Source organism: Demequina lutea, from assembly GCF_013409005.1.
Lineage (GTDB): Bacteria > Actinomycetota > Actinomycetes > Actinomycetales > Demequinaceae > Demequina > Demequina lutea.
Window position 1 is genome coordinate 986371 of record NZ_JACBZO010000001.1, and the last position, 21788, is coordinate 1008158.

Below are 21788 nucleotides of genomic sequence, written 5' to 3' on the forward strand. Positions count from 1 at the left end.
GAGTCATGCCAGCACCGAGGAAGTATCCGCAGGAGCTCAGGGAGCGTTCCGTGCGGCTTGTGAGAGAAGCGATGTCGCAGGAGACGTCGCTGTCGATGAACGCGGCCGTGGTCCGTGTCGGTCATCGGGTCGGAGTGAACTCAGACACGCTGCGTGGCTGGGTGAAACAGGCCCGGATCAATGCCGGAGAGGTTGCCGGTGTCACGACGACGGACGCGGCCACGATCAAGGCGTTGGAGCGAGAAGTGCGAGAACTTAAACGCGCGAACGAGATCTTGCTTGCCGCGTCTTCTTTCTTCGCGCGGGAGCTCGACCCGCGACTTCCGTTCTAGTGGCCTTTATCGATGAGCATCGCTCACGGTTCGGGGTCGAGCCAATCTGCCGGGTGCTCACCGAGCACGGGTGCCGGATTGCCCCGTCGGGTTACTACGCCGCCAGGAACCGTCCCGACTCGGCGCGTTCAGTGCGTGACCGGGAAGTTGCCTCCTTGATCGAGGCGGTGTTCTGGGACCGCAACCGCGGCCGAGGCATCAGCGGCCCCCGTAAGGTGTGGCGCTTGCTGCACCGCGACGGGGTCGAGGTCGCTCGGTGCACTGTGGAACGCCTGATGCGTGTTCAGGGACTGCGGGGAACGCGTCGTGGCAAGCAGTTCATCACCACGAGACCAGATGCTGCGGCGACGCGTCCGCCGGATCACGTTCAACGTAACTTCCGTGCCGAGCGTCCCAACGAGTTGTGGGTCGTGGACTTCACCTATGTTCCGACCTGGTCGGGTATGGCGTTCACCGCGTTCGTCACCGACGTGTTCTCGCGCCGGATCGTCGGGTGGCGGACGATGTCGAGAATGCCCACTGACTTGCCCCTTGATGCGCTTGAGATGGCGTTATGGGTGCGAGAGCGAGCCGGTCAGGACGTCGCCGGCGTCATCCAGCATTCGGACGCGGGAGCTCAATACACCGCGCTGCGCTATTCGGAACGGCTCGCAGACGTGGGAGCGATCGCGTCGATCGGGACCGTCGGGGACTCCTACGACAACGCCCTCGCAGAGACCGTCGTCGGGCTCTACAAAACCGAGTGCGTGAAAATCGACGGCCCGTTCCGCACCGCTGACGAGCTTGAATACGCAACCCTGTCCTGGGTGCACTGGTTCAATGAAAACCGGCTGCACTCCTCGATCGGATACCTCACCCCGATCGAGATGGAAGACCTGTACTACCGTGAGAACACGACCCAGGAGCAGCCGCTCCTGGGAGAACTCACCCTCCACTAAACCCGGGGCGATTCAGTCAGACAACCACCTACCAGGCACAACACCCTGTGGAGACACCACCAACACACATCCTGGGCACGACAGGCAACAGGCAACCGCGCCAGCCCGGCAACCGAGAAAGGCAGGCAACCGCGCCAGCCCGGCAACCGAGAAAGGCAGGCAACCGCGCCAGCCCGGCAACCGAGAAAGGCAGGCAACCGCGCCAGCCCGGCAACCGAGAAGGGCAGGCAGGCGCGCTGCCAACGTCACGAGCCAGCACAGGTAACAGCGCGCTGTGCGACTCACAGCGCGGTGCTCGACTAAGCGCGCGGCGCACGGGCAGCTGGGGGAGTCTCGTTGGCGATCTTCGGCTGGACCGTCGACTGGCAATAATGGTCTCATGAGTCACGAAATCGGGCCCCTGCATCACACGTTCACTGCCGTTATCGGAGTCGAAGTCAAAGGCGAGATGTGGGCCTGCGTGGAGATGCCTGGTTCCGCGGAGTTCTTCGGCACCGGCAGGGCGGTCAAGATCGACGGCGCGGTGGATCACGTTCAGCTCGAGAACGTGGGGCTCATGGTGACCGGTCGCGGCGGTCACATGCTCTCGCTGAATGCGAAGGTTCGCAAGCAGTTGGGCAAAGGGATGGGCGATGAGGTTACCGTGAGCCTCACGCGTCGGCTGACTTAGTGGTCCGCCGCCAATCTTGCAGGCGAGGCTGAACTTTCCTGTGACTCTTCAAGGAACCTTCGACAAGGTCGAGAGGCGAGACGAGAGAACCTGTTGTCTTGAATAGCGAGACGATAAACCACAATGTGAGATTCGTCGGTCGAAACTGGACACGTCAACACACTGGCGCGTAGAGTCGCCACCATGCAGGCGATTCTCGTACTAGTTACCGGGCGCGCGGACCTCTAGTCCAAGCCCAGGCATCGTCCGCGCGCATTCCCCGAAAGCCATCCAGGCCGAGGGGTTTTTTCATGCGAAGCGGCCGGTGAGTTGCCTCGCAATCTCGACAGAATCAGGGGAGTGACATGACTCAGGCACAAGCCAAGCCCCAGGCGCCCTCGCGGCCCAGGGCAACGGCAACGCCCCGTCCGACGGACCCGCACGCCGCCAGCAGCGTCGGCGAGGAGATGACGGGCGCTCAGTCGCTCATTCGCGCGCTTGAATCTGCGGGTGTGACTGACATCTTCGGCATTCCCGGCGGCGCGATCCTGCCCGCCTACGACCCGCTCATGGACTCGACGCAGCTGCGCCACATCCTCACGCGCCACGAGCAGGGCGCCGGCCACGCGGCCCAAGGCTATGCCCACGCGACCGGCCGCACCGGCGCGTGCATCGTGACGTCTGGCCCCGGCGCCACCAACTTGGTGACGCCCATCGCGGACGCGAACATGGACTCGATCCCCATGGTCGCGATCACGGGTCAGGTGGCCGCCTCTTTCATTGGCACCGACGCCTTCCAAGAGGCCGACATCGTGGGAATTACGGCGCCGGTCACGAAGCACAACATGCTCATCAAGGACGCCGCGGATATCGCCCCTGCGATTGCCCAGGCGTTCTACATTGCGAGCCATGGCCGCCCGGGCCCCGTCCTGGTAGACATCGCCAAGTCCGCTATGCAGGAGAGGACGACCTTCCACTGGCCGGAGCGCATCGAGTTGCCCGGATTCAATTCGGGGGCCAAGCCGCACGCCAAGACCATCCAGGAGGCCGCGCGCCTGCTCGCCACGTCTAAGCGCCCCGTCCTATATGTGGGCGGTGGAGTGATCCGGTCTGGGGCGGCGGAGGGGCTGCGCAAGCTCGTTGACCTGTCCGGCGCGGCCGTGGTGACCACCCTCATGGCTCGCGGCGCGCTGCCGGACAGCCATCCGCAGCACCTGGGCATGCCTGGCATGCACGGCACCGTTCCCGCGGTGGCCGCGCTGCAGAAGGCCGACCTCGTCGTGTCGCTTGGCGCTCGCTTTGACGACCGCGTGACGGGCAAGCTCGACAGCTTCGCCCAGCACGCCGTGATCGTCCACGCGGACATCGACCCCGCCGAGATCGGCAAGAACCGTCAGGTGGATGTGCCGATCGTCGGTGACCTCAAGGATGTATTCCAGGAGCTGGTGCCGGCGCTGCGCGAGGAGCATCGCAAGCACGGCAAGCCGGACTTGGGCGCTTGGTGGGCTCAGCTCGATCAGTGGCGCGCCACCTACCCGCTCGGCTATGCGCCCACGCACGACGGCCTGTCGATCCCGCAGTACGTGATCCAACGCCTCGGTGAGCTCAATGACCCGATGTCGACCATTTTCACGTCGGGCGTTGGTCAGCACCAGATGTGGGCCAGTCAGTTCATCAAGTACGAGCGCCCCAACACCTGGATCAATTCGGGTGGCCTGGGCACGATGGGCTTCGGCGTGCCGGCGGCCATGGGCGCCAAGGTGGGCATGCCCGACCAGACGGTGTGGGCGATCGACGGCGACGGATGCTTCCAGATGACCAATCAGGAACTCACCACCTGCGCGCTCAACAACATCCCCATCAAGGTGGCGATCATCAACAACAGTTCGCTCGGCATGGTGCGCCAGTGGCAGACGCTGTTCTATAACGGGCGGTATTCCAACACCGACCTCAACACCGGTCACGGCACCGCGCGCATCCCCGACTTTGTGAAACTCGCAGACGCGATGGGTTGCGTTGGCCTGCGTTGCGAATCGGACGCCGATGTTGACGCGACGATCAAGCGCGCCAACGAGATAAACGACCAGCCGGTCGTCGTCGACTTCACGGTCTCCAAGGACGCGATGGTGTGGCCGATGGTCAACGCCGGGGTGAGCAACGACGAGATTCAGTACGCGCGGGGCGTCGCCCCCGAATGGGACCGCGAGGAGGCGTGACCGTGAACGAGAAGCACACGTTGTCTGTACTGGTGGAGAACAAGCCGGGCGTGCTCGCGCGCGTCGCGGGGCTGTTCTCGCGCCGCGCGTTCAATATCCACTCACTCGCGGTGGGCCAGACGGAGCACCCCGACATCTCGCGCATCACCGTGGTGGTCGACGTCGAGGACCTTCCCCTCGAGCAGGTCACCAAGCAGCTCAACAAGCTGGTGCACGTGCTCAAGATCGTCGAGCTCGACAACTCGCGATCAGTTCAGCGAGACCTGCTGCTGGTGAAGGTACGTTGCGACATGCGCCAGCGCACGGACGTGCTGCAAGTGGTGAACCTGTTCCGCGCGCACGTTGTCGATGTGTCGCCCGACTCGCTTGTGATCGAGGCCGTGGGTACGCCCGAGAAGCTCGAGGCGTTGCTGACCGCGCTTGCGCCGCACGATGTGCGCGAGATCGTTCAGTCGGGCACGGTGGCGATCGGTCGTGGCGCCCGCTCCATCACCGAGCGCTCGCTCGATCGCGTGATCGCTTAGCGGGCATAGAGTTCTTTTCAGAGGGCGTGGGAGCAACTCGCGCCGACCCAACGTGGGCGCCATCGCAGGCGCCGATCACAACCCAAGGAGAAGTCACAGCATGGCTGAACTGTTCTACGAGAAGGACGCCGATCTCTCGCTCATCCAGGGCAAGAAGGTGGCCATCGTTGGCTACGGGTCGCAGGGCCACGCCCACGCCCAGAACCTGCGCGACTCCGGCGTCGAGGTGCGCGTCGCACTCCGCCTGGGCTCCAACTCGACCGCAAAGGCGGAGGCCGACGGCTTCACCGTCATGACGGTGGCCGACGCCACCAAGTGGGCCGACCTCATCATGATCCTGGCGCCTGACCAGCACCAGCGTGGCATCTACGCCGAGGACATCGCGCCGTACCTCACCGAGGGCAAGACGCTCGCCTTCGCACACGGCTTCAACATTCGCTTCGGCTACATCACGCCTCCCGCAGGCGTCGACGTCATCCTCATCGCGCCCAAGGCGCCGGGCCACACGGTGCGCCGCGAGTTCGTCGCCGGCCGTGGAATCCCGGACATCATCGCCGTCGAGCAGGACGCTTCGGGCGAGGCTTGGGAGGTCGCCAAGGCGTACGCCAAGGGTATCGGCGGCACGCGTGCGGGCGTCATCAAGACCACGTTCACCGAAGAGACCGAGACGGACCTCTTTGGCGAGCAGTCGGTGCTGTGTGGCGGCACGTCGCGCCTGATCCAGTACGGCTTCGAGGTGCTGACCGAGGCCGGTTACCAGCCCGAGATCGCGTACTTCGAGGTGCTTCACGAGCTCAAGCTGATCGTGGACCTCATTCACGAGGGCGGCATCACCAAGCAGCGCTGGTCGGTTTCCGACACCGCCGAGTACGGCGACTACGTCTCCGGCCCCCGCATCATCGACGCCTCGGTCAAGGAGCGCATGAAGGACGTCCTCACGGACATCCAGACCGGCGTCTTCGCCAAGCGCTTCATCGACGACCAGGACAATGGCGCCGTCGAGTTCAAGAACCTGCGCATGGAGGGCGAGTCTCACCCGATCGAGACCACCGGCCGCGAGCTGCGCAAGCTCTTCGCATGGCAGGACGCCAAGGACTCCGACTACGTCGACGGCCAGACGGCACGGTAGTGAGCGACGCGCCTGTGAGTGATACGCCTGTGAGTGACGCGCCTGTGAGTGAAGCAGCGAAGACCTACCGCCTTGCGGTTGTCGCGGGCGACGGCATCGGGCCGGAGGTGGTGGCGGAGGGGCTTAAGTGCCTCGCCGCCGCGACCGAGGGCACCGGCCTCGCGTTCGAGACCACCGAATTTGAGCTGGGCGCCAAGCGCTGGCACGCGACGGGGGAGACCCTTACCGATGCCGACCTGGCGGCCATCCGCGGCCACGACGTGATCCTGTTGGGCGCCATCGGCGACCCGTCGGTGCCGTCTGGCGTGCTCGAGCGCGGCGTGCTGCTGCCGCTGCGCTTTGCGCTCGACCAGTACGTCAACCTGCGTCCCTCGCGCCTCTACCCCGGCGAGGTGTCGCCGTTGCGCGACGTGACCGAGGTCGATTTTGTGGTGGTGCGCGAGGGCACCGAGGGTCCGTATGTGGGCAATGGCGGCGCGCTGCGCGTCGACACTCCTCACGAGATCGCGACCGAGGTGTCCATCAACACTCGTCACGGCGTGGAGCGCGTGGTGCGCTACGCGTTTGCCGTGGCCGCCGGTCGCGAGCGCAAGCAGCTCACGCTCGTACACAAGCACAACGTGCTCGTCCACGCGGGGCACTTGTGGCGTCGCACCGTCGAGGCCGTCGCGCCGGAGTTCCCCACGGTCACGTGGGATTACCTGCACATCGACGCCGCGACCATCGTGATGACCACCAACCCCGGCAAGTTCGACGTGATCGTGACCGACAACCTGTTCGGCGACATCCTCACCGACCAGGCCGCCGCTATTTCTGGCGGCATCGGGCTGGCGGCATCGGCGAATATCAACGCGGACAAGACGGCGCCGTCGATGTTCGAGCCCGTTCACGGCTCGGCACCCGACATCGCCGGCCAGCAGAAGGCCGACCCGTCGGCCACCGTGCTTTCCGTCGCGATGATGCTCGACTTCCTCGGCTACCCCGATCTTGCGGCCAAGGTCGAGGGCGCGGTTGCGGCCGATGCCGCGGCAAGTGCGGCAGGAAAGCAGTCGGGCACCACACGCACCACGGCAGAAGTGGGCGACGCTCTCGCCGCCCGCATTAGGGGCTAGAGGCCTCCAACGCGCCCTAGCAGTCGATGAGTGCCCACATCTGGCTCGCAAGAGCACTCAGTGACTGGCAGGAAGCTTGGCTGGACGAACAGGACGCAGATACGACAAGGAAGGTTTTACGATGGGTGATTTCACCGCCGCCAATGCAGCACCGGCACCGTCGACCGCTGGGGCCTTCCGCATCGTCGCGCATCCGTCGCCCGCAACGGAGGCGGAGCGCATCGAGCGCGTTGGCGACATGAAGTTCGGCATGAGCTTCACGGACCACATGGCGCGCATCACGTGGACGGCCGACGGCGGCTGGGATGACAGGAGGATCGAGCCCTACGGCCCGATCCCGATGGACCCCGCCGCGTCGGTGCTTCACTACGCGCAGGAGATCTTTGAGGGTCTCAAGGCGTACCGCTGGGCCGATGGCTCGGTGTGGCTGTTCCGGCCCGAGGCGAACGCGCTGCGCTTCCAGAAGTCGGCGTGGCGCATGGCGCTGCCGGAGCTGGCGGTCGAGGACTTCATGGGCTCGATCAGGGCGTTCATGTCGGTCGAGAAGGACTGGGTGCCCACCGCGCCCGAGAGCTCGCTGTACCTGCGTCCGTTCCTGATCGGCACCGATGTGTTCCTTGGCCTGCGTGCCCCCAAGAAGGTCGACTATTTGCTGATCGCCTCGCCCTCGGGCCCGTACTTTGCGGGCGGCGTGAAGCCGGTGTCGATCTGGGTGGAGAAGGACTTCCACCGTGCGGGCCCCGGTGGTACGGGGTCGGCCAAGTGCGGCGGCAACTATGCGGCGTCGCTGCGGCCCCAGATCGAGGCGGGCGCGCGCGGCTACGACCAGGTGCTCTACCTGGACGCGGCCACGGGCCTGGTGCTCGAGGAGCTTGGCGGCATGAACGTGTTCGCCGTGCGCTCCGACGGCAGCGTGCTGACCCCGGTTCTCAACGGCAACATCCTGGAGGGCGTGACCCGCTCCTCAGTGATCCAGCTGATCGAGGACCAAGACCTCAAGGTCGTGGAACGCAACATCACGCTCGCGGAGTTGCGCGAGGGCATCGACTCCGGCGAGATCTCGGAGGTGTTCGCTTGCGGCACCGCCGCGATCGTGACTCCGGTGGGTCGCATGGGGTCCGATGACTTCGAGGTGACCGTCGGTGACGGCCAGCCCGGGCCCGTGACCTTGGCGGTGCGCCAGCGCCTGACGGACATTCAGTACGGCCGTGCCGACGATGCGTTTGGGTGGATGCAGCGCGTCGTCTAGACCGCTGCGACCTCGAGGGGCGGCGGCGCCGGTGGTGGCTAGGGGCGCGCAGATGGGCATGGTCGGCTAGCATTCGTCTGGGTCACGCTCGTGACCCCAACGAGACGACTGGAGGCAATGACGGCGAACACCGCGCTCCGCAGCCCCGAGGTCGGCATCGCCGCCCGGTGGCGTGACGCCGTCGTCGGCGCCTGGGCCGTCCCTGCGGTGCGTACGGGCACCTTGGGATCGTGCCTCATCTTCGTCGGCTCACTCACTCCCGCGTTCCTGCCGGCGGGCACGGCGTTGCACCACCTGTGGCTGCTGAGGTGGCTTCAGGACGGCCCAGGGCGCGTCTTGGCCACCGCCGTCCTCCTCTTCGGTGTCCTTATCCTCCTTTCTGCTTGGCTGCGGCTCTACCCGCGTGACGACGGCATCGACGTCAGCAGGGCCACCCTCGTGCTGTGGAGTTTGCCGCTCCTGCTCGCCCCGCCCTTGTTCAGCGACGACGCCTACAGTTACGCGGCCCAAGGCCGGATCGTCCAACTGGGCATGGATCCCTACACGGTGGGCCCCGGTCAGCTCGGCGGCTCGTTCGCCAGCCAGGTCGATCCCGCTTGGCTCAACACGCCCGCACCCTACGGCCCGCTCGCTCTGCAGATCCAGCACGTGGTGGTGGACCTCGCCGGGAGCAGCCCGTATGCGTCCGCAGTGGCGATGCGGTTGCCCGCTCTCGTCGCGCTCGTGGTCATCGTGGCTCTGTTGCCGCGCCTAGCGCGCGCGTTCGGCAAGGACCCCCGGTTCGCCGTGTGGCTCGGCGTGCTGAACCCACTGACTGTGCTGCTCCTGCTTGGCGGCGCTCACAACGACTCCATGATGATCGCCCTGGTGGTGGTGGCACTCTGGTTGGCCACCAAGCGGCGACTCGTCCTTGCATCATTCGCCGTGGCGCTTGCGGCGGCAGTCAAGCAGCCAGCGCTCGTCGCGGTCGTTCCGGTGGGACTGCTGTGCGCCCCCGCACCGCTGCGGTCGCTGGCTGAGTCTTGGACCCGCGCGAGGTGGGCCTACGTCGCCGCAGCATCGGCGATGGCGCTCGCGGGCTTCGCGGCCATCACCGCGGCTACGGGGCTGGGCTACGGATGGATCGGCGCCATGAGCGTCCCTGGGAAGGTGCGGAGCTTTCTTTCACCGTCCACGAGCCTGGGATCGCTGCTCGAGATCGGCTTGCGTCGCACGGGGCACGATACGATCGCCGGTCTCGCCGTGCCCGTGACTCAGGCGGTTGCTCTGCTCTTTTGCGCGCTTGTCCTCGCCTGGCTGGTGTTGAGAAGGGCGCCGCGGCAGCCGGTGACGGCTTTGGTGCTGATGCTCCTGGCGCTTGTCGTCTGCGCGCCGACGATACAGCCGTGGTACGTGCTGTGGGGAGGCGTGATGCTGGGCCTCACCACCGTGGGCATTGGCCAGCTGCGGGCGGCGACCTGGCTCACGGCGTTCTTCGCGTGCTACGGGGTCATCGTCTTTGCGGCCCACAACGGGATCTTGGCGTTCGGCGTCTCCGCAGGGCTCGGGGTCCTGTGGATCGTGACGGGCCACGACCGCGAGCTGGTGCACCCCGAAAGTGACGTTCAGGCGCGTGCCTAGCGCACCCTTCGCCCGCAGCGGAGGCGGAGCGCATCCGATGTGAAACGGTTGGCGTGGATGCTGGCCGAGACGATGGCTCGGGTCGCGTCCTGCACCTCGCGGGCGCATGATGGAAGTGTCCATCGCCCCTGCTTGAAGGAGACGCGCGTGTCTGTGAACGACTTTGTCTTGACCAGCCCTGACATCGGCAATGGTGAACGCATTGATGATCGCTTTGCGGGTCAGCACGGCGCCGAGACCCCACGGTTGAGCGTCGCTGGCGTACCCGCCGAGGCCGTCGAACTCGCGGTGGTGTGCCATGATCCGGACGCTCCGCTACCTGCGGGCTTCACACACTGGACGCTGTACGGCTTGCCGGCGCAGGAAGGCGCAATCGATGTGTCGGCCGGGCGACCCGGCCCCAATGACGACGACGGTGTGGGCTACGTCGGGCCATTTCCGCCAGTGGGGCACGGCGTGCATCACTATTACTTTTGGGTCTACGCATTGAAGGCGCCCGTCGCAGGCACCCCCACGCGGCGAGATTTCCTTCATGAGTATCGCGCCGACGTCGTGGGACAGGCCAGGCTTGTCGGTACCTACTCGCGATGAACATGGACCGATCCCGCGCTGCGGGCGAGGTCCACGCAACTAGTGCACGCGCACGCCACGAGCAGCGCTACCGCGAGGCCGAGCGTGCCATGTGGCAGCACCACGGCATGGAGCCCACAGAGCGGTGGGTGGAGGACGATGTGCTCAGCCTCCGCGTGCGCGCGCTCGAGCACGGCAGGGGCCGCCCGGTGCTGTTTGTGCACGGCATGCCCACCGCGGGCGGCGTGTTCGTGCCGCTCGTGGGCCAGTTACGTGGTGTGCGCGCCATCGTGGTGGACCGCCCTGGCTGTGCGCTGAGCGATCCGTTGGACCTCACCGACATGACGCCGGAGAGCCTGCGTGACCTGACCGAGGCGTGGTTGTCGCTGTTGATTGGCGCCATCGCCGATGGGCCCGTGGACGTGGTCGCCAACTCTGCGGGCGGCTTGGCGGCGCTGGTGCTTGCCGCGAGGCGCCCCGACCTGGTGCGCACCCTTGCGCTGTTAGGCGCGCCTGCCGTCGAGGGCATGCGCCTGCCCGTGTCGATGCGCATGGCGACCTTCTCGCCCGTCGCGCGTGCGGTCGCTCGCCACCACATCAACGAACGGGACCTGCGCCGGTCATTCAGGTCCATGGGTCATGGCGACCTGGTGAGTGCCGGTGGACTGTCAGCGGCGGATCTCGAGTGGCGCTACGCGCTGTCTCGCGACACCCACACGTATGTGCACGAGTTGAAGCAGTTGCGTCTGGCGGCAACGTGGCGGGGGCCGCGGCCTCAGTGGGTCGCGAGCGTCGGCGACATCGAGGCTGTCGCGGCGCCGACGTTGTGGGTAGCGGGGGATTCAGACCCCTTCGCGGCGCCCGATCGCATGCGGTCCTGGGCCGGCCATGCGAGGGATGCGACCGTGCGGGTGATGCCTCGCTCAGGTCACCAGCCATGGATCGACCGTCCGGCCGAGCATGCGCGGCTGCTCGAGGAGTGGTGGGCGAGTCACGGCGCTCGGTAGGCGAGGCGGGGCGTCGCGCAGGCTATAGGTTTGAAGCATGAGCTTCGGCGGCGTCATTGACAGGCTGTGGGCCGATCTCACGGCGCACGTTGTCGCGGGGTTGTCCACGGCGCTCTGGCCCCTCGCGGCGGTGTTGCTCGTTCTCGCCGTGCCGCAGTTGTGGCACATCTCGCGACACGTCATCACCATCGTGCACGAGGCGGGCCATGCCGCCGTCGGCGCCCTGCTGGGGCGGGATGTCAGGGGAATCCGGCTGCACGCGGACACCTCGGGCCTCACGACGTCGTCCGGCTCGACCAAGCGGCTCCCGCTCGCGCTGGTCTCGTTCGCGGGCTACACGGCGCCCGCGGTCCTTGGTCTTGGCGCTGCCGCGCTGCTGAGGGCGGGGCATCCCTACGCCCTGCTGTGGGCCATGGTCGTGGTGCTTGTGTTGGTGCTGTTCTTCATCCGTAACTTCTATGGGTTCTTGGTGATGGTGGTGTCCATCGGCGCCTTCGGGTGGCTGGCATGGGCCGCGCCCGACACGTGGCGCATCGGCGTGGCCTACGGGCTGGCGTGGTTGCTGCTGCTGGGCGCGGTGCGCGCCGTCGTGGAGTTGCACGGCACGCGGCGCGCGGCTGGCGGCGGCGGGTCCGATGCCGATGCTCTTGCCCGCGTGACTCACGTGTCCGGACTGGTGTGGGTGGCGCTGTTCTGGCTCGTGACTGTGGCGTGTGCCGCAGGTGGGGCTTGGCTGATGGTGGGGCACGTGATTGGCGCATAGCGGTCGCCTGACGCTCTTATTTGTGGCCTGACTGGGACCCTCGTCCTCAGTCTTTGCGCGGCGCGTGCCTAGGCTGAAATGAGTCCCCCTCTGTCTCGGCGGCCACGCGGGAGCGGCCTCCACAGCGTCGAAATCTTCCCGTGTGATGAGTAGGGAATGCAACGATGGCTACCTTCGAAGCGACGGCAATATCGACCTCCGACACCGGACTGACTGTCAAGGCACGCAATTTTGAGTTTCTCGTTGACGAGCCGCCGTCGCTCGGCGGCGGTGACCTCGGCCCCAACCCGGTGGAGTACATGCTGGGCGCGCTGCTCGGTTGCCTCAACGTGATGGTGCACCTCGCGGCCAAGGAGCAGGGCGTGACGCTCACCTCGTTCAGCGCGACGGCGCGCGGCGATCTGGATCCGTCCAAGTTCTTAGGCAAGAACCTGGACGTGCGCGCCGGCTACCAGAACGTTGAGGTGAACATCGAGGTCGAGGGCGACGTCGACGCGGACAAGCTTGCGGAGATCGCCCGGATCGCCGAATCGCGCTGTCCCGTCTCTGACAACATCGCGAACACCACGCCCGTGACGATCAAGATCGTCAAGAAGGCGTAGCCGGACTACACCGCAATGCGTCGCTACGCCGGGCGGCCGTCTCTGAGTGCGGGGAGAGACCGTCCGGTGGTAGCGGTGTGTTTGACGCAGGTGCCTGTGCCGATGCCGACGGCCATGCTCTGGCGCGTGCCTGGCGAACGCCCGGTTCGTCGCGCCCCTTCCGCACATCACGCAAGGTGAACGCCCATTTACCCGACGCCCTGTGCGGACAGGACACTAGCGTCGGCGGTTGCTGGCGGCCAGGGGCACGGGAACCCTCGGCAGGATCGTGGGGCCTCGGTAGTCTCGCCTCATGATGACCAACGACCTCGCGGTTGGCGATGGCAACCTTCGCTGGTACGACGTGGGCCCCGCTGACGCTTCCATCATCGTCATGTGGCACCACGGGACGCCAAACATCGGCGAGCCCCCGGCGCCCCTCCTCGAAGCATCGGCCGAACGCGGCATCCGCTGGCTGGGCTTCGACCGCCCCGGCTACGGCGACTCGACTGCAGCGGATGGACGCACAGTGGCCGATGCGGCCGATCTTGCCGCGCGCGTGGCCGACGCCGCTGGCGTTGGCAACTTTGTGGCGGTGGGGCATTCGGGTGGGGGTCCGCACGCGCTTGCGTGCGGTGCGCTGCTGGGCGAGCGCGTGCGTGCCGTGGTATCGATCGCGGGCTTGGCGCCTTACGGGGCAGACGGGCTCGACTTCTTCGCGGGAATGCACGCCGGCGGCGAGGCGGAGTTGCGGGCGGCGCTTGACGGGGCATCGCGGCTAGAGGCGTTGTTGGCGGCGACGGAGTTCGATCCGGAGATGTTTACGTCTGCGGACCACGAGGCGCTCGTAGGGGAGTGGTCGTGGTTCGACGGCATCGCGGCCGCGGGTGTGGCGCGCGGGCTCGAAGGCATGACCGCCGACGATGTCGCGTATGTGAGCGACTGGGGCTTCGCTGTGCGCGATGTTGCGGCGCCCGCGCTCGTGGTCCACGCGACAGACGACCGGGTGGTTCCCGTGGCGCATGGCCGCTGGAACGCCGACGCGCTTCCCAACGCCGAGCTGTGGGTCAGGCCGGGCGGGGGTCATGTTTCTGTGATGCGCTCGGGTGTTGAGGTACTCGACTGGATTGTGCAGGCCATGGGTTAGTGCGGGCACGGTCTGATTGATGTCGAAAGTAGTTTGCTACTTCGCGCCTTGGCGCACTCCTTTCGGCAGGAGCCCTTCGCAGACCCGTCTGGGCAGCGCCACGTGGAAGCGTTGTGCGGCACCCCTCGTCTTCTAGTGCGTGGTGGTGGCGTGACAAGGGCCGCTTGCCTCACCGCTAGCTTCCTTGAGGGCGCTACGCGCTCGCCTGAGATTCGTCTCATGGGGGAGCGGTGCGACACCCTGGTTGAGAACCGGAAAACCATGTCCGGGCAGTTCTCGCTGTTTCCGATGTCGTGATCCCGAGGCGTTGCCACGTCGCACCGTCGCAGTTTTCCTAGCCCATCGCCGCATATGTCTACAGCCCGCGCGTCAGCCTGGCAACATGACCAGCACGACCCGCTACGCATAATGTGGAAGACAAAGGCGGTTGTGGTGACTTCACTCAGGGCCATCGAGCCGTAGGGCTGCGAATTGCGCCAGGAGACTGACGGCACAATTACGGTGTTGGCCGACCGCTCGTCCTCATCACCGGCGAATAAACGATCGAAGTGATGCCGGCGCCAATGAGAGCGGCGAGGTCGCAGGCCCCGTTCCACGCGATTTGAGCGACGGGAGCGTTGCCGGGACGAGTAATGACTAGCAGAACGTCGTTTCCTGCGATTCGCTCGCGTGATGCCGCCTGGTACAGGTCGGAGAACTTGCTCTCGTCACCCCACATCACGGTTCGGCTGCGGGTTCCGTTGGTTGCAACGCAGCGCATTGGCTTGTCAACGACCGTGCCCTCTTTGAGCGCCCAGCCGTCTCCGCACGAAGCGGAGACTACCGCGTGCGGCCCGGGGAGTGTCCTGCTCGTGTATTTTGCGTAGGGCGACCTTCCTTCGAGGGCGCGGCTGTACTCCTTCGCGGGCCCGTCTTTGATCCAGACGCGCGCTTGCCAAAGCGTCATGTACGGCGTCAGGCGCTCACCAATGTCCGGGTCGTCGAGCAAGGCGGAGTACGCGGAGTTGCGGTCGATACCGGGCGACTCCCACTTCATCTCATCGAGGTGAGAGTAGATGGCGGCGATGACAGAGGCGCGGACAGTCTCGGGGATTCTGCTCATCACAACATCAACTCACTGGGTGGAAACTCAAGCCGCACGCTGTCGTCTGCACCTTCGAGGTCTCCCACATCGGCGAGCCATTCGTCAAGAAGTGAGGTGATGCGTTGGTCTTCAAAAATGAACTCGGCGCATGTGTCCAGCGGCAGGACTTCAGTCTCTCCGATGGTTTGCCTCGCCAAATCGGTCACCGCCGCAACTCGACGTATGTCGGATACGAAGTCCAACACCTCAACATGTGACTTCCCACTTTGCAGGCGCAGTCCGCGTCCTAGTTGCTGGATGAAGATGCGCCGGGAGTGGGTGACACGCGCGAAGCACAGGACGTTCACATCCGGCACGTCGACACCTTCGTTCAGAAGGTCCACCGATGTGAGGACCTGGGTAGCGCCGGAGCGGAAGCGTAGGAGCCTCTGCTGACGCTCGCGCTTGGTGAGTTTGGCGTGGATCGCTTCGGCATTGCGCCAGTCGGGGAGAGCACGGAGCATCCGCGCCATCCGCTCGGCATGTTCGATCGTCTGGCAGAACACGATGCCGCGTGGCCGAGTTGTGCGTTCCCAAACTTCGTACAGGCGGTCGCGGATCTCCTCATCGCGCTGAGGCAGGAACAGTTGGCGGTTGAGGTCCTTGATGGCGTACCCGTGCTCAGACGACGCTTTGACGAAGTCCCAGTCGATGTTGTCAGAGAACAGTCGGTACTTCACCTTGGACAAGTAACCGTTGGAGATACCATCCGAGATGGATATGCGTACGCCTGGCGCGCGAAACTCGGATTCGATGTCGAACTTGTCGCCGCGCCATGGGGTAGCCGTGACACCTAGGCGGGGTATGTCGTGCAGGTGGTCGAAAATACGGGCGTAGTGGCCAGACTCGCCGACATGATGCGCCTCGTCGACGATCAGAAGGTCGGGTCGGTACCCGTTCTCGACGTAGCGTGCGGCGGTGGGCAGAACGGCGAATGTAACGCCGTCGAGGCTGTCGGGTCTCTCGCCGCCGCCGAGCTTTCGGGTGCGGACGTGCTCGGGCAGATTGCGCCACATGGCGGTCTCGAGCTGGTCGACGAGATCGTCAGAGTGCGCGACGACGGCGATGCGAGCGTCAGGCTTAGCGTCGAGGAACCGTTCGATGATGCTCCCGGCGACCACGGTCTTGCCCAGTCCGGTCGCGAGATAGGCGAGGGCACGCTTGTGCTCACTTAGGTCGTTCCAGAGGACATCGACGGCTTGGGCTTGGTAGGTGCGAAGCTCGAATTTGCGCGGAAGGCGCAGCCGGCCGGGAAGGGCTTGCAGAGTGTCGCGGTCCCAAAGGTGAATCGTCTGTCCGAGACTCGTGAGTGTCCTGGCCCGCCTCTTCGCACCAACGGACATGCGGGCGTTGGTCACGACGACCCCGACGTTTCCGCCGTAGACCGACAGTGCGTGCTGAACCTCGTCGACTGCGTCCTCGCCTACAGTTGCCGTCGCGGGGTGCTTCTTCCACTTCGCCTGGAAGACCCACACGGCGCCGTTCAGGTTCGCGATGAGATCACCGCCCGCGTCGCCGGGGCCGTCGATGTTTGCGACCTCGGTGTAGCCCGCGAGTGGGAGCGCGCGCTGAATCTGGCGGCCGAAGCCGTAGGGGCCGACCTCGACGAGGAAGGCAGCATCCAGAAACCCTTGGTCAGTCATCCGCGATTACACGCTCGAGCATTTCCGCGCCAATATTGAGCCGAACGAGTTCCCGCGAGTCGGTGAAACGGTTCGCTTCGGTCATACGGTGCACGTCAGACAGGAGCCCGGTAAGTCGGTCGACTTGGTTGCGGCGCGCGTCCGCGTGCTCCCAAGAACTGTAGGTGGTGGTGAAGACGTGACCGTCGAGCATTTTCTCGGGCATCTCGTCGACGAGGTCAATTAGGCCGCGAACGTCAAGGTGGGCTGCGAACAGCCCGGCGTTGACTGTTTCGGGCCAGTTTATGTCGGGCTGCTTCATTGCGGCGGCTTCCGCCGCATTGACTTTGGCTGCAGGAGACAATGCCACCCATGCGTCCGTCGGCGAGGCTTTGGCGATCGGGATGACCTTCTCGAGAAGTGTTTCGATAATCGAGTCAGCGCGGCGTTGTGCTGCTTGGTAATCGACCTTGTGGTCGGGAGAGGATTCCAGCACGGTGATGAGAGCGTCGACGACAGGAGTGTCCACGTCGGCAAGACGGTGCAGAGTCTCGGCGGTGTGGATGGCAACCACGTCAATCATTGGCCACCCGAAATCGACGAGCAGCGGGTGGCGGTCGGAGATGTAGACCTCGCAATGGCCGGACCGGACGCGGACCGCGTGGTGGGCGGGCCTTCCCTCGCTCTGCAGCTCGACGTCACTTGTGAGGTAGGCCTCGATATTGAAGGCGCTCCGCCGGTCTAGCGCGACGGTATCTGGCACTCCGGGGATACCGCGTGAGTGGCGCTGATAGCGAGCAAAGCGCGCCTCCGCGCTCTCCTCTGCGGGAGGCTGAGAGTCGCTCGGGGAGTCAACGCCCGGGGCGGCATCGGCGCGCGTTCCAGGTAGGAGGTGGTCAAGTCCTGCGTTCCTGAGGGCGTCGTCGTTCTTTTCGTCTGGGTCAGACTTGGGGGCCACCGCGCCGGACTTGATTTCGTCGTGAGCGACAGCGGCCTCGTACCACTTCGAGTCGTCCAGGTAGCCGGGGGTTCCCTTCTCAAACTCCTTTGCCCAATCGCGCGCGAGGGAGAGCGTCGCTGTGCTGCCGTTGCCGGGCTGGAGGGACTTCACTCCGGGATCATTGCGTCGGAACGCGTTGATGAGCCGGCCCAGCGCTGATCGGTTCTCGGGGTAGCCGCGGGAGGAGGCAGACTTGGGCAGGATTGGTCCCTCGCCGCGTACGAAGTTGACCATCTGGCGGAAGCCCTTGCTCTCACGGTCGAAGTCGGACTTGCGGTAGTTCACGGGCACAAAGTCGAGGTGAATCTCGCCGACGACGCGACCAGTGTTGAGTTCGACCGGATACTCCTTGATGCGGCTTCCTTCGCCGTCATCCCATGTGAATAATCCCTGATCCTTGTGGCAGATCACGCGTCCCTGACGCAGCAGTGAGATGCCGAAGTCGGATTCGTGGTTGTATCGTTGCAGCCCGACCCAGCCGTGGATGACGCGGGTTCGCTTCTCGACATCGGTGGAGTTGCACTCGGCGCAGCCATCGGTCTCCTCGTACATCACCATCCAGTGCCCGCACCGCATGCAGGCGTACGCCTCGGACAATTCCTTGTGCACGCGCTGCACGGCCTCAACGGTGTCGCCCTGGTACTCCTTGGACCGCGAAGGGTCCCAAATGCAGTGGATGTACGGCTTCACTGGGCTGCCGTTGAGCGTTAGCGAGTGCCCCATGCCACCCATGAACTCTGCACCGGAAATCGACGAGTGATCCATATTGCGCAGCAGGTAGGAGTAGGTGGTCGAAAGGAACTTGGTAACGCGTTTGACCTCTGACGGCGACGACAGGCGAGTCACCATGTCTTCGCGAAGGTCAGATACCGTGATCACGGTCCCGTGCTCAGTGGGCGCCTTCGGCGTGTACTTCAGCGGCACGGAATACGAGCGGGCGCGCTTCATGTCGCGGATGTCGATGGTGGCGACGCTCCAGTGAGTGTCCCCCGCGCGTCCACTGCGGACAACGGTGCGGTGACCCATGCGGGCAGTGGCGATGTTAAAGCCCATGCCGAACAAGCCCAGAGAGCCGAAGCGGGCGTTGTGGGATGAACCGGCACGCAGTGCGTCGCGGAGTTGATCGCGGGACATGCCGCGGCCGGTGTCGGCGACGACGATCGTGGCGGATTTCTGCAGTCGAGCGGCATCGCGATTGTTCGGCATGGTGATCTCGACGCGATGCTCGGCGTTGGCATCCTCCGCTCGAGCCTTCGAGAGCTCGTCGAACGCATTGTCGATGAGTTCCGCGAGGCACTGCCCCACTTGGAGGTCTACCTCAGCAATCACCTCAAGAATGCGCGGGTCGGGAGTTAGGTCAAGCGATTCCTCCGCCGCGAGGTTAGCGTTGTCGGGTACTTCGGTCATGTGGTCCCCCAGATCGAGTGGTTCTGTTCGTTCAAGGCCTTGTGGACGGACCTGGCGACAACCCGCGCGAGATCGACTGGCACGGCGTTGCCGAGCTGCCTCATCGTCTCGCCCCATGCTCCGTGAAGTTCGTAGTCGTCGGGGAAGGTCTGGATGCGCGCGGACTCACGTACGCTGAAGTAGCGGATAGAGCCGTCCTGGCGGCGCAGCATGTTCTCGCCGCCAGGGACCCCATGGCCGCCTGCTTTAAGTGCCTTCGACGGCTGGTCGTAAGTGCTGCCGGTGTGGCCGGGATAAGAACGCGCGCCTGGCTTAAGGACATGATTGAGGACGTCGGTACTGCCCATAAGCCCTGGCTCGGGTAGGTCGTGAATTGCGTCCCGAACGGTACGCCATGGTAGGAGCGCTGCATCAGCAGATTCGCGAGCTTTGTGGAGGCCGCTCTCGGTTGGGCGCTGCGGCCTATGCACCGGCGCGACCTCGTGACGATCGAAGTAAGTGCCGTGCCACTGGTCAACCATGAGCGCGGCAGACGAGTGAGTCGCGGTCGGCAGCGACCAGTCGATATCGAGATCGTCCCTGAAGCCGACGAGTATGACGCGATGGCGACGCTGCGGCACGCCGTAGTTGGCCGCGTCGACAAGGGCTGAGGTGACCCGGTAGCGAAGGCCGTTGTACGTACGTGACACCCGCTCGGCGCGCAGCCGGGTGAGGTGTTGCGTCCAGTCCTCGCCGTCGCGCGCAGAGTCTTCGGGGATCGCGAGGCGATGCTGAATGTATTCGAAGTACTCGGCAAATCGCGGTCGGGCCAGCCCGCGGACGTTCTCGATGATGAACGACCTGGGAGCAAGGCTCGCCAGCACCTCGGCCGTAGCTGGGAACATATCCCTTGGATCGTCTGCGGCGAGCGCCTTGCCGCCAGTGGAGAACGGCTGACACGGGGGGCCCCCGCTAACGACGTCGATCTTCCTCGATAGGTCCTCCCAGTTGTAGTCGCGAACGTCGCCTTCGAATACCTTCCAATTGCGCGCGAGAGGGTGGCCAGCATCTCGATTCTGGCGCATCGTGTCGCACGCCCATCGGTTCCACTCCAACGTGGCCGCAGCGTGAAATCCTTCTAGCTCGCAACCGAGAGCGAGCCCGCCTGCGCCGGCGAATAACTCGACGCTGGACAGCGATGTGGGTGGGCTCGAGGCAAGGAGCGGCGCGGTTCTCAAGATAGTCACGTTCCGCCTCCATGGAATGATTACAGACTGAGGAATGAGCGTCTACGGCCAGCCTTGAGTCGGCGCGGGTGTACCGGTGCTTTCGTGTTTGGCTGTCCCCATGAGCAACCCTAGCCAATGGTGCCTTGCGTCTAGTGGACCGCCGCCCGAGTGATTCCATTGTGCGACGCGGCGTCCGCACGATTCTCGCAGCCGCCACGGACGTTCTGCAGGCAGTGCGTACGTTAGTGAACCGCCTCCGGTTTTGTGAGAGCCGGGCGAGCCCTTGCCAGCTGCCTTCGGTGGTTCGTTACCGTCGCTTCCGGTGCGGGCGGGGGCTCAATATCCGATCAGCAAGAGCCCCTCGAAGGGAAGGACGAGTCGACGCGACTGGTAAATCGCGTCGAGTTGTGCGCGCGAGTTCGCATACGCGTGCATAGGTGTCGCGGAGGCATTCGATCTGTACGCGTATGGCTGCATCAGTATGAGGAACGTGGCGTCCAGGATGAGCGACGTCCGCAAGATGTCGCGGTAGTCCGCGTTGTTTGCTGCACCGCGGCCAGCCTCGACTTCGACAGCTACGCCTAGATAGTCGTTGAACGCGTCGATGTCGTAGTTGACCTCGGGGCGGCCGTTCTCGCCGAACAGCACCGTGCGTTGCACTTTCTGGCCCGCGCCTTTACCGCTTTCAACCTCGTACCCAAGGCTCTCAAGCCCAATTCGCAAGTGTTCAAGAACGGCGTCGCTGCTGAGCCCTGTATGCGCATCGACTGTCGAAATAGCGAGTTCACACCGGTTGACCACGTTGACGACCTCGGTGACCCACTCGGGCGGCCGTGAGTTGAGCGGATAGTATTTCCAGGCGGGATAGTCCACACGCCTAGCTTGTCGGAGTTGCACACGAGAAGCTAGTCGGCCTCGGCACGCGGTGATATCATAGTGATACCATCGACTATATGGCCATGACACTTCGTACCGACCCCGAGTTCGAGGCTGCCCTCGCGTTCCTCGCGCAGCACGACGGCGGCTCCAAGCAAGAAGTGGTGCGCCGTGCTGTTCTCGAGCGCGCAGCCAGGCTTGGCCACCACGATCGCGTGGCCGCGCTGTCAACCGAGGCGAAGAGCCGCTGGGCCGAGACGCTCGATCGCCTCGGCACCGTCTAGCCCATGACCGAGTGGCTCACCCTCGAGGACCTGCTCTACCTCGCGGACGACATTGGCGTAGGCCCCGTGCGCGACATCGGACTACTTGAGTCCGCAGCGATGCGCCCCGCGACGACCCTCATGGGCGACGACGCCTACCCCAGCATCGAGTTCAAGGCTGCGGCGCTCTTTCACTCGCTCGTGTGCAACCACGCGCTCATGGATGGCAACAAGAGGCTCGGATGGCATTCGACGGTCGTGTTCCTGGCGCTCAACGGGTGCGAGCTCGATCTCACTCAGGACGAGGCCTTTGAACTCACCATGGCAGTCGCGTCGGGCGAATTGCGGGACGTCGATGCGATCGCACCTCGGTTCAAGGTGACTGCGCGCTGAAGCTCGCAAAACTGGGGAGGCGTTGGACAGGCTCGCTCAAGATAGGCGAGCCCGAGTCC

At 65.0% G+C, this 21788-nt stretch carries 20 protein-coding genes and 1 other annotated feature; of the genes, 15 read left to right on the forward strand and 5 right to left on the reverse strand.

The window, feature by feature from the left end; all coding sequences use genetic code 11:
- Positions 1-5: 5 nt before the first annotated feature.
- The 13 genes from BKA03_RS04785 (at position 6) to BKA03_RS04845 (ending at position 13837) form a co-directional block, all read left to right on the forward strand.
- A protein-coding gene (locus tag BKA03_RS04785) for an IS3 family transposase (RefSeq protein WP_179397706.1) occupies positions 6-1270 on the forward strand; the annotation gives its coding sequence in 2 pieces (ribosomal slippage) (positions 6-291 and positions 291-1270; 1266 coding nt in all).
- Positions 287-418 (forward strand) — a sequence feature (AL1L pseudoknot). It overlaps the preceding gene by 132 nt.
- 379 nt (positions 1271-1649) lie before the next feature.
- Positions 1650-1940: a DUF1905 domain-containing protein gene (locus tag BKA03_RS04790; protein WP_062075836.1), complete on the forward strand. Its 291-nt coding sequence runs from the start codon at positions 1650-1652 to the stop codon at positions 1938-1940.
- Positions 1941-2284: 344 nt separating this feature from the next.
- Entirely contained in the window at positions 2285-4135 is a 1851-nt protein-coding gene (locus BKA03_RS04795) for an acetolactate synthase large subunit (protein WP_062075837.1), read from the forward strand.
- 2 nt (positions 4136-4137) lie between these two features.
- A complete protein-coding gene (gene ilvN / locus BKA03_RS04800) occupies positions 4138-4659 on the forward strand; it encodes an acetolactate synthase small subunit (RefSeq protein WP_238579457.1) in 522 nt (173 codons plus the stop codon).
- A 100-nt stretch (positions 4660-4759) separates the two neighbouring features.
- The gene (gene ilvC, locus BKA03_RS04805) at positions 4760-5788 is read left to right on the forward strand and encodes a ketol-acid reductoisomerase (RefSeq protein WP_062075839.1); all 1029 of its coding nucleotides are present in this window, start codon (positions 4760-4762) and stop codon (positions 5786-5788) included.
- A gap of 44 nt (positions 5789-5832) precedes the next feature.
- The gene (locus BKA03_RS04810) at positions 5833-6900 is read left to right on the forward strand and encodes a 3-isopropylmalate dehydrogenase (protein WP_062075949.1); all 1068 of its coding nucleotides are present in this window, start codon (positions 5833-5835) and stop codon (positions 6898-6900) included.
- A 121-nt stretch (positions 6901-7021) separates the two neighbouring features.
- On the forward strand, positions 7022-8149 hold the full coding sequence (locus tag BKA03_RS04815; RefSeq protein ID WP_062075840.1) for a branched-chain amino acid aminotransferase: 1128 nt from the start codon (positions 7022-7024) through the stop codon (positions 8147-8149).
- 117 nt (positions 8150-8266) lie between these two features.
- Entirely contained in the window at positions 8267-9769 is a 1503-nt protein-coding gene (gene mptB / locus BKA03_RS04820; RefSeq protein ID WP_062075841.1) for a polyprenol phosphomannose-dependent alpha 1,6 mannosyltransferase MptB, read from the forward strand.
- A gap of 147 nt (positions 9770-9916) precedes the next feature.
- Positions 9917-10360 (forward strand): YbhB/YbcL family Raf kinase inhibitor-like protein, encoded by a 444-nt coding sequence (locus BKA03_RS04825; protein WP_062075842.1) that lies wholly within the window; start codon positions 9917-9919, stop codon positions 10358-10360.
- Complete coding sequence (locus BKA03_RS04830; RefSeq protein WP_083971934.1) at positions 10357-11346, forward strand: alpha/beta fold hydrolase; 990 nt, start codon at positions 10357-10359, stop codon at positions 11344-11346. Before BKA03_RS04825 ends, BKA03_RS04830 begins: the two co-directional genes overlap by 4 nt.
- 37 nt (positions 11347-11383) lie before the next feature.
- Positions 11384-12109, forward strand: a complete 726-nt coding sequence (locus tag BKA03_RS04835; RefSeq protein WP_062075844.1) for a M50 family metallopeptidase — start codon at positions 11384-11386, stop codon at positions 12107-12109.
- A 164-nt stretch (positions 12110-12273) separates the two neighbouring features.
- Positions 12274-12711: an OsmC family protein gene (locus BKA03_RS04840; protein WP_062075845.1), complete on the forward strand. Its 438-nt coding sequence runs from the start codon at positions 12274-12276 to the stop codon at positions 12709-12711.
- Between the two features lie 292 nt (positions 12712-13003).
- Complete coding sequence (locus tag BKA03_RS04845; protein ID WP_062075846.1) at positions 13004-13837, forward strand: alpha/beta fold hydrolase; 834 nt, start codon at positions 13004-13006, stop codon at positions 13835-13837.
- 496 nt (positions 13838-14333) lie between these two features.
- Here the strand turns inward: BKA03_RS04845 and BKA03_RS04850 are convergent, their stop codons facing one another.
- The 5 genes from BKA03_RS04850 to BKA03_RS04870 all read right to left on the reverse strand — a co-directional run bounded on the left by BKA03_RS04850 (position 14334) and on the right by BKA03_RS04870 (position 21070).
- Positions 14334-14939, reverse strand: a complete 606-nt coding sequence (locus tag BKA03_RS04850; RefSeq protein WP_062075847.1) for a hypothetical protein — start codon at positions 14937-14939, stop codon at positions 14334-14336.
- The gene (locus BKA03_RS04855; RefSeq protein ID WP_062075848.1) at positions 14939-16603 is read right to left on the reverse strand and encodes a DEAD/DEAH box helicase family protein; all 1665 of its coding nucleotides are present in this window, start codon (positions 16601-16603) and stop codon (positions 14939-14941) included. Before BKA03_RS04855 ends, BKA03_RS04850 begins: the two co-directional genes overlap by 1 nt.
- On the reverse strand, positions 16596-18989 hold the full coding sequence (locus tag BKA03_RS04860) for an ATP-binding protein (protein WP_062075849.1): 2394 nt from the start codon (positions 18987-18989) through the stop codon (positions 16596-16598). Before BKA03_RS04860 ends, BKA03_RS04855 begins: the two co-directional genes overlap by 8 nt.
- Positions 18986-20215, reverse strand: coding sequence for a DNA cytosine methyltransferase (locus BKA03_RS04865; RefSeq protein ID WP_202965758.1), 1230 nt, complete (start codon positions 20213-20215; stop codon positions 18986-18988). Before BKA03_RS04865 ends, BKA03_RS04860 begins: the two co-directional genes overlap by 4 nt.
- A 318-nt stretch (positions 20216-20533) precedes the next feature.
- Complete coding sequence (locus BKA03_RS04870; RefSeq protein WP_062075850.1) at positions 20534-21070, reverse strand: hypothetical protein; 537 nt, start codon at positions 21068-21070, stop codon at positions 20534-20536.
- 80 nt (positions 21071-21150) lie between these two features.
- Here BKA03_RS04870 and BKA03_RS04875 point away from each other — a divergent pair, with 80 nt between their 5' ends.
- Both BKA03_RS04875 and BKA03_RS04880 read left to right on the forward strand, forming a co-directional pair.
- The gene (locus tag BKA03_RS04875; RefSeq protein WP_062075851.1) at positions 21151-21357 is read left to right on the forward strand and encodes a hypothetical protein; all 207 of its coding nucleotides are present in this window, start codon (positions 21151-21153) and stop codon (positions 21355-21357) included.
- A 3-nt stretch (positions 21358-21360) separates the two neighbouring features.
- Complete coding sequence (locus BKA03_RS04880; RefSeq protein ID WP_062075852.1) at positions 21361-21729, forward strand: type II toxin-antitoxin system death-on-curing family toxin; 369 nt, start codon at positions 21361-21363, stop codon at positions 21727-21729.
- Positions 21730-21788: the final 59 nt, after the last annotated feature.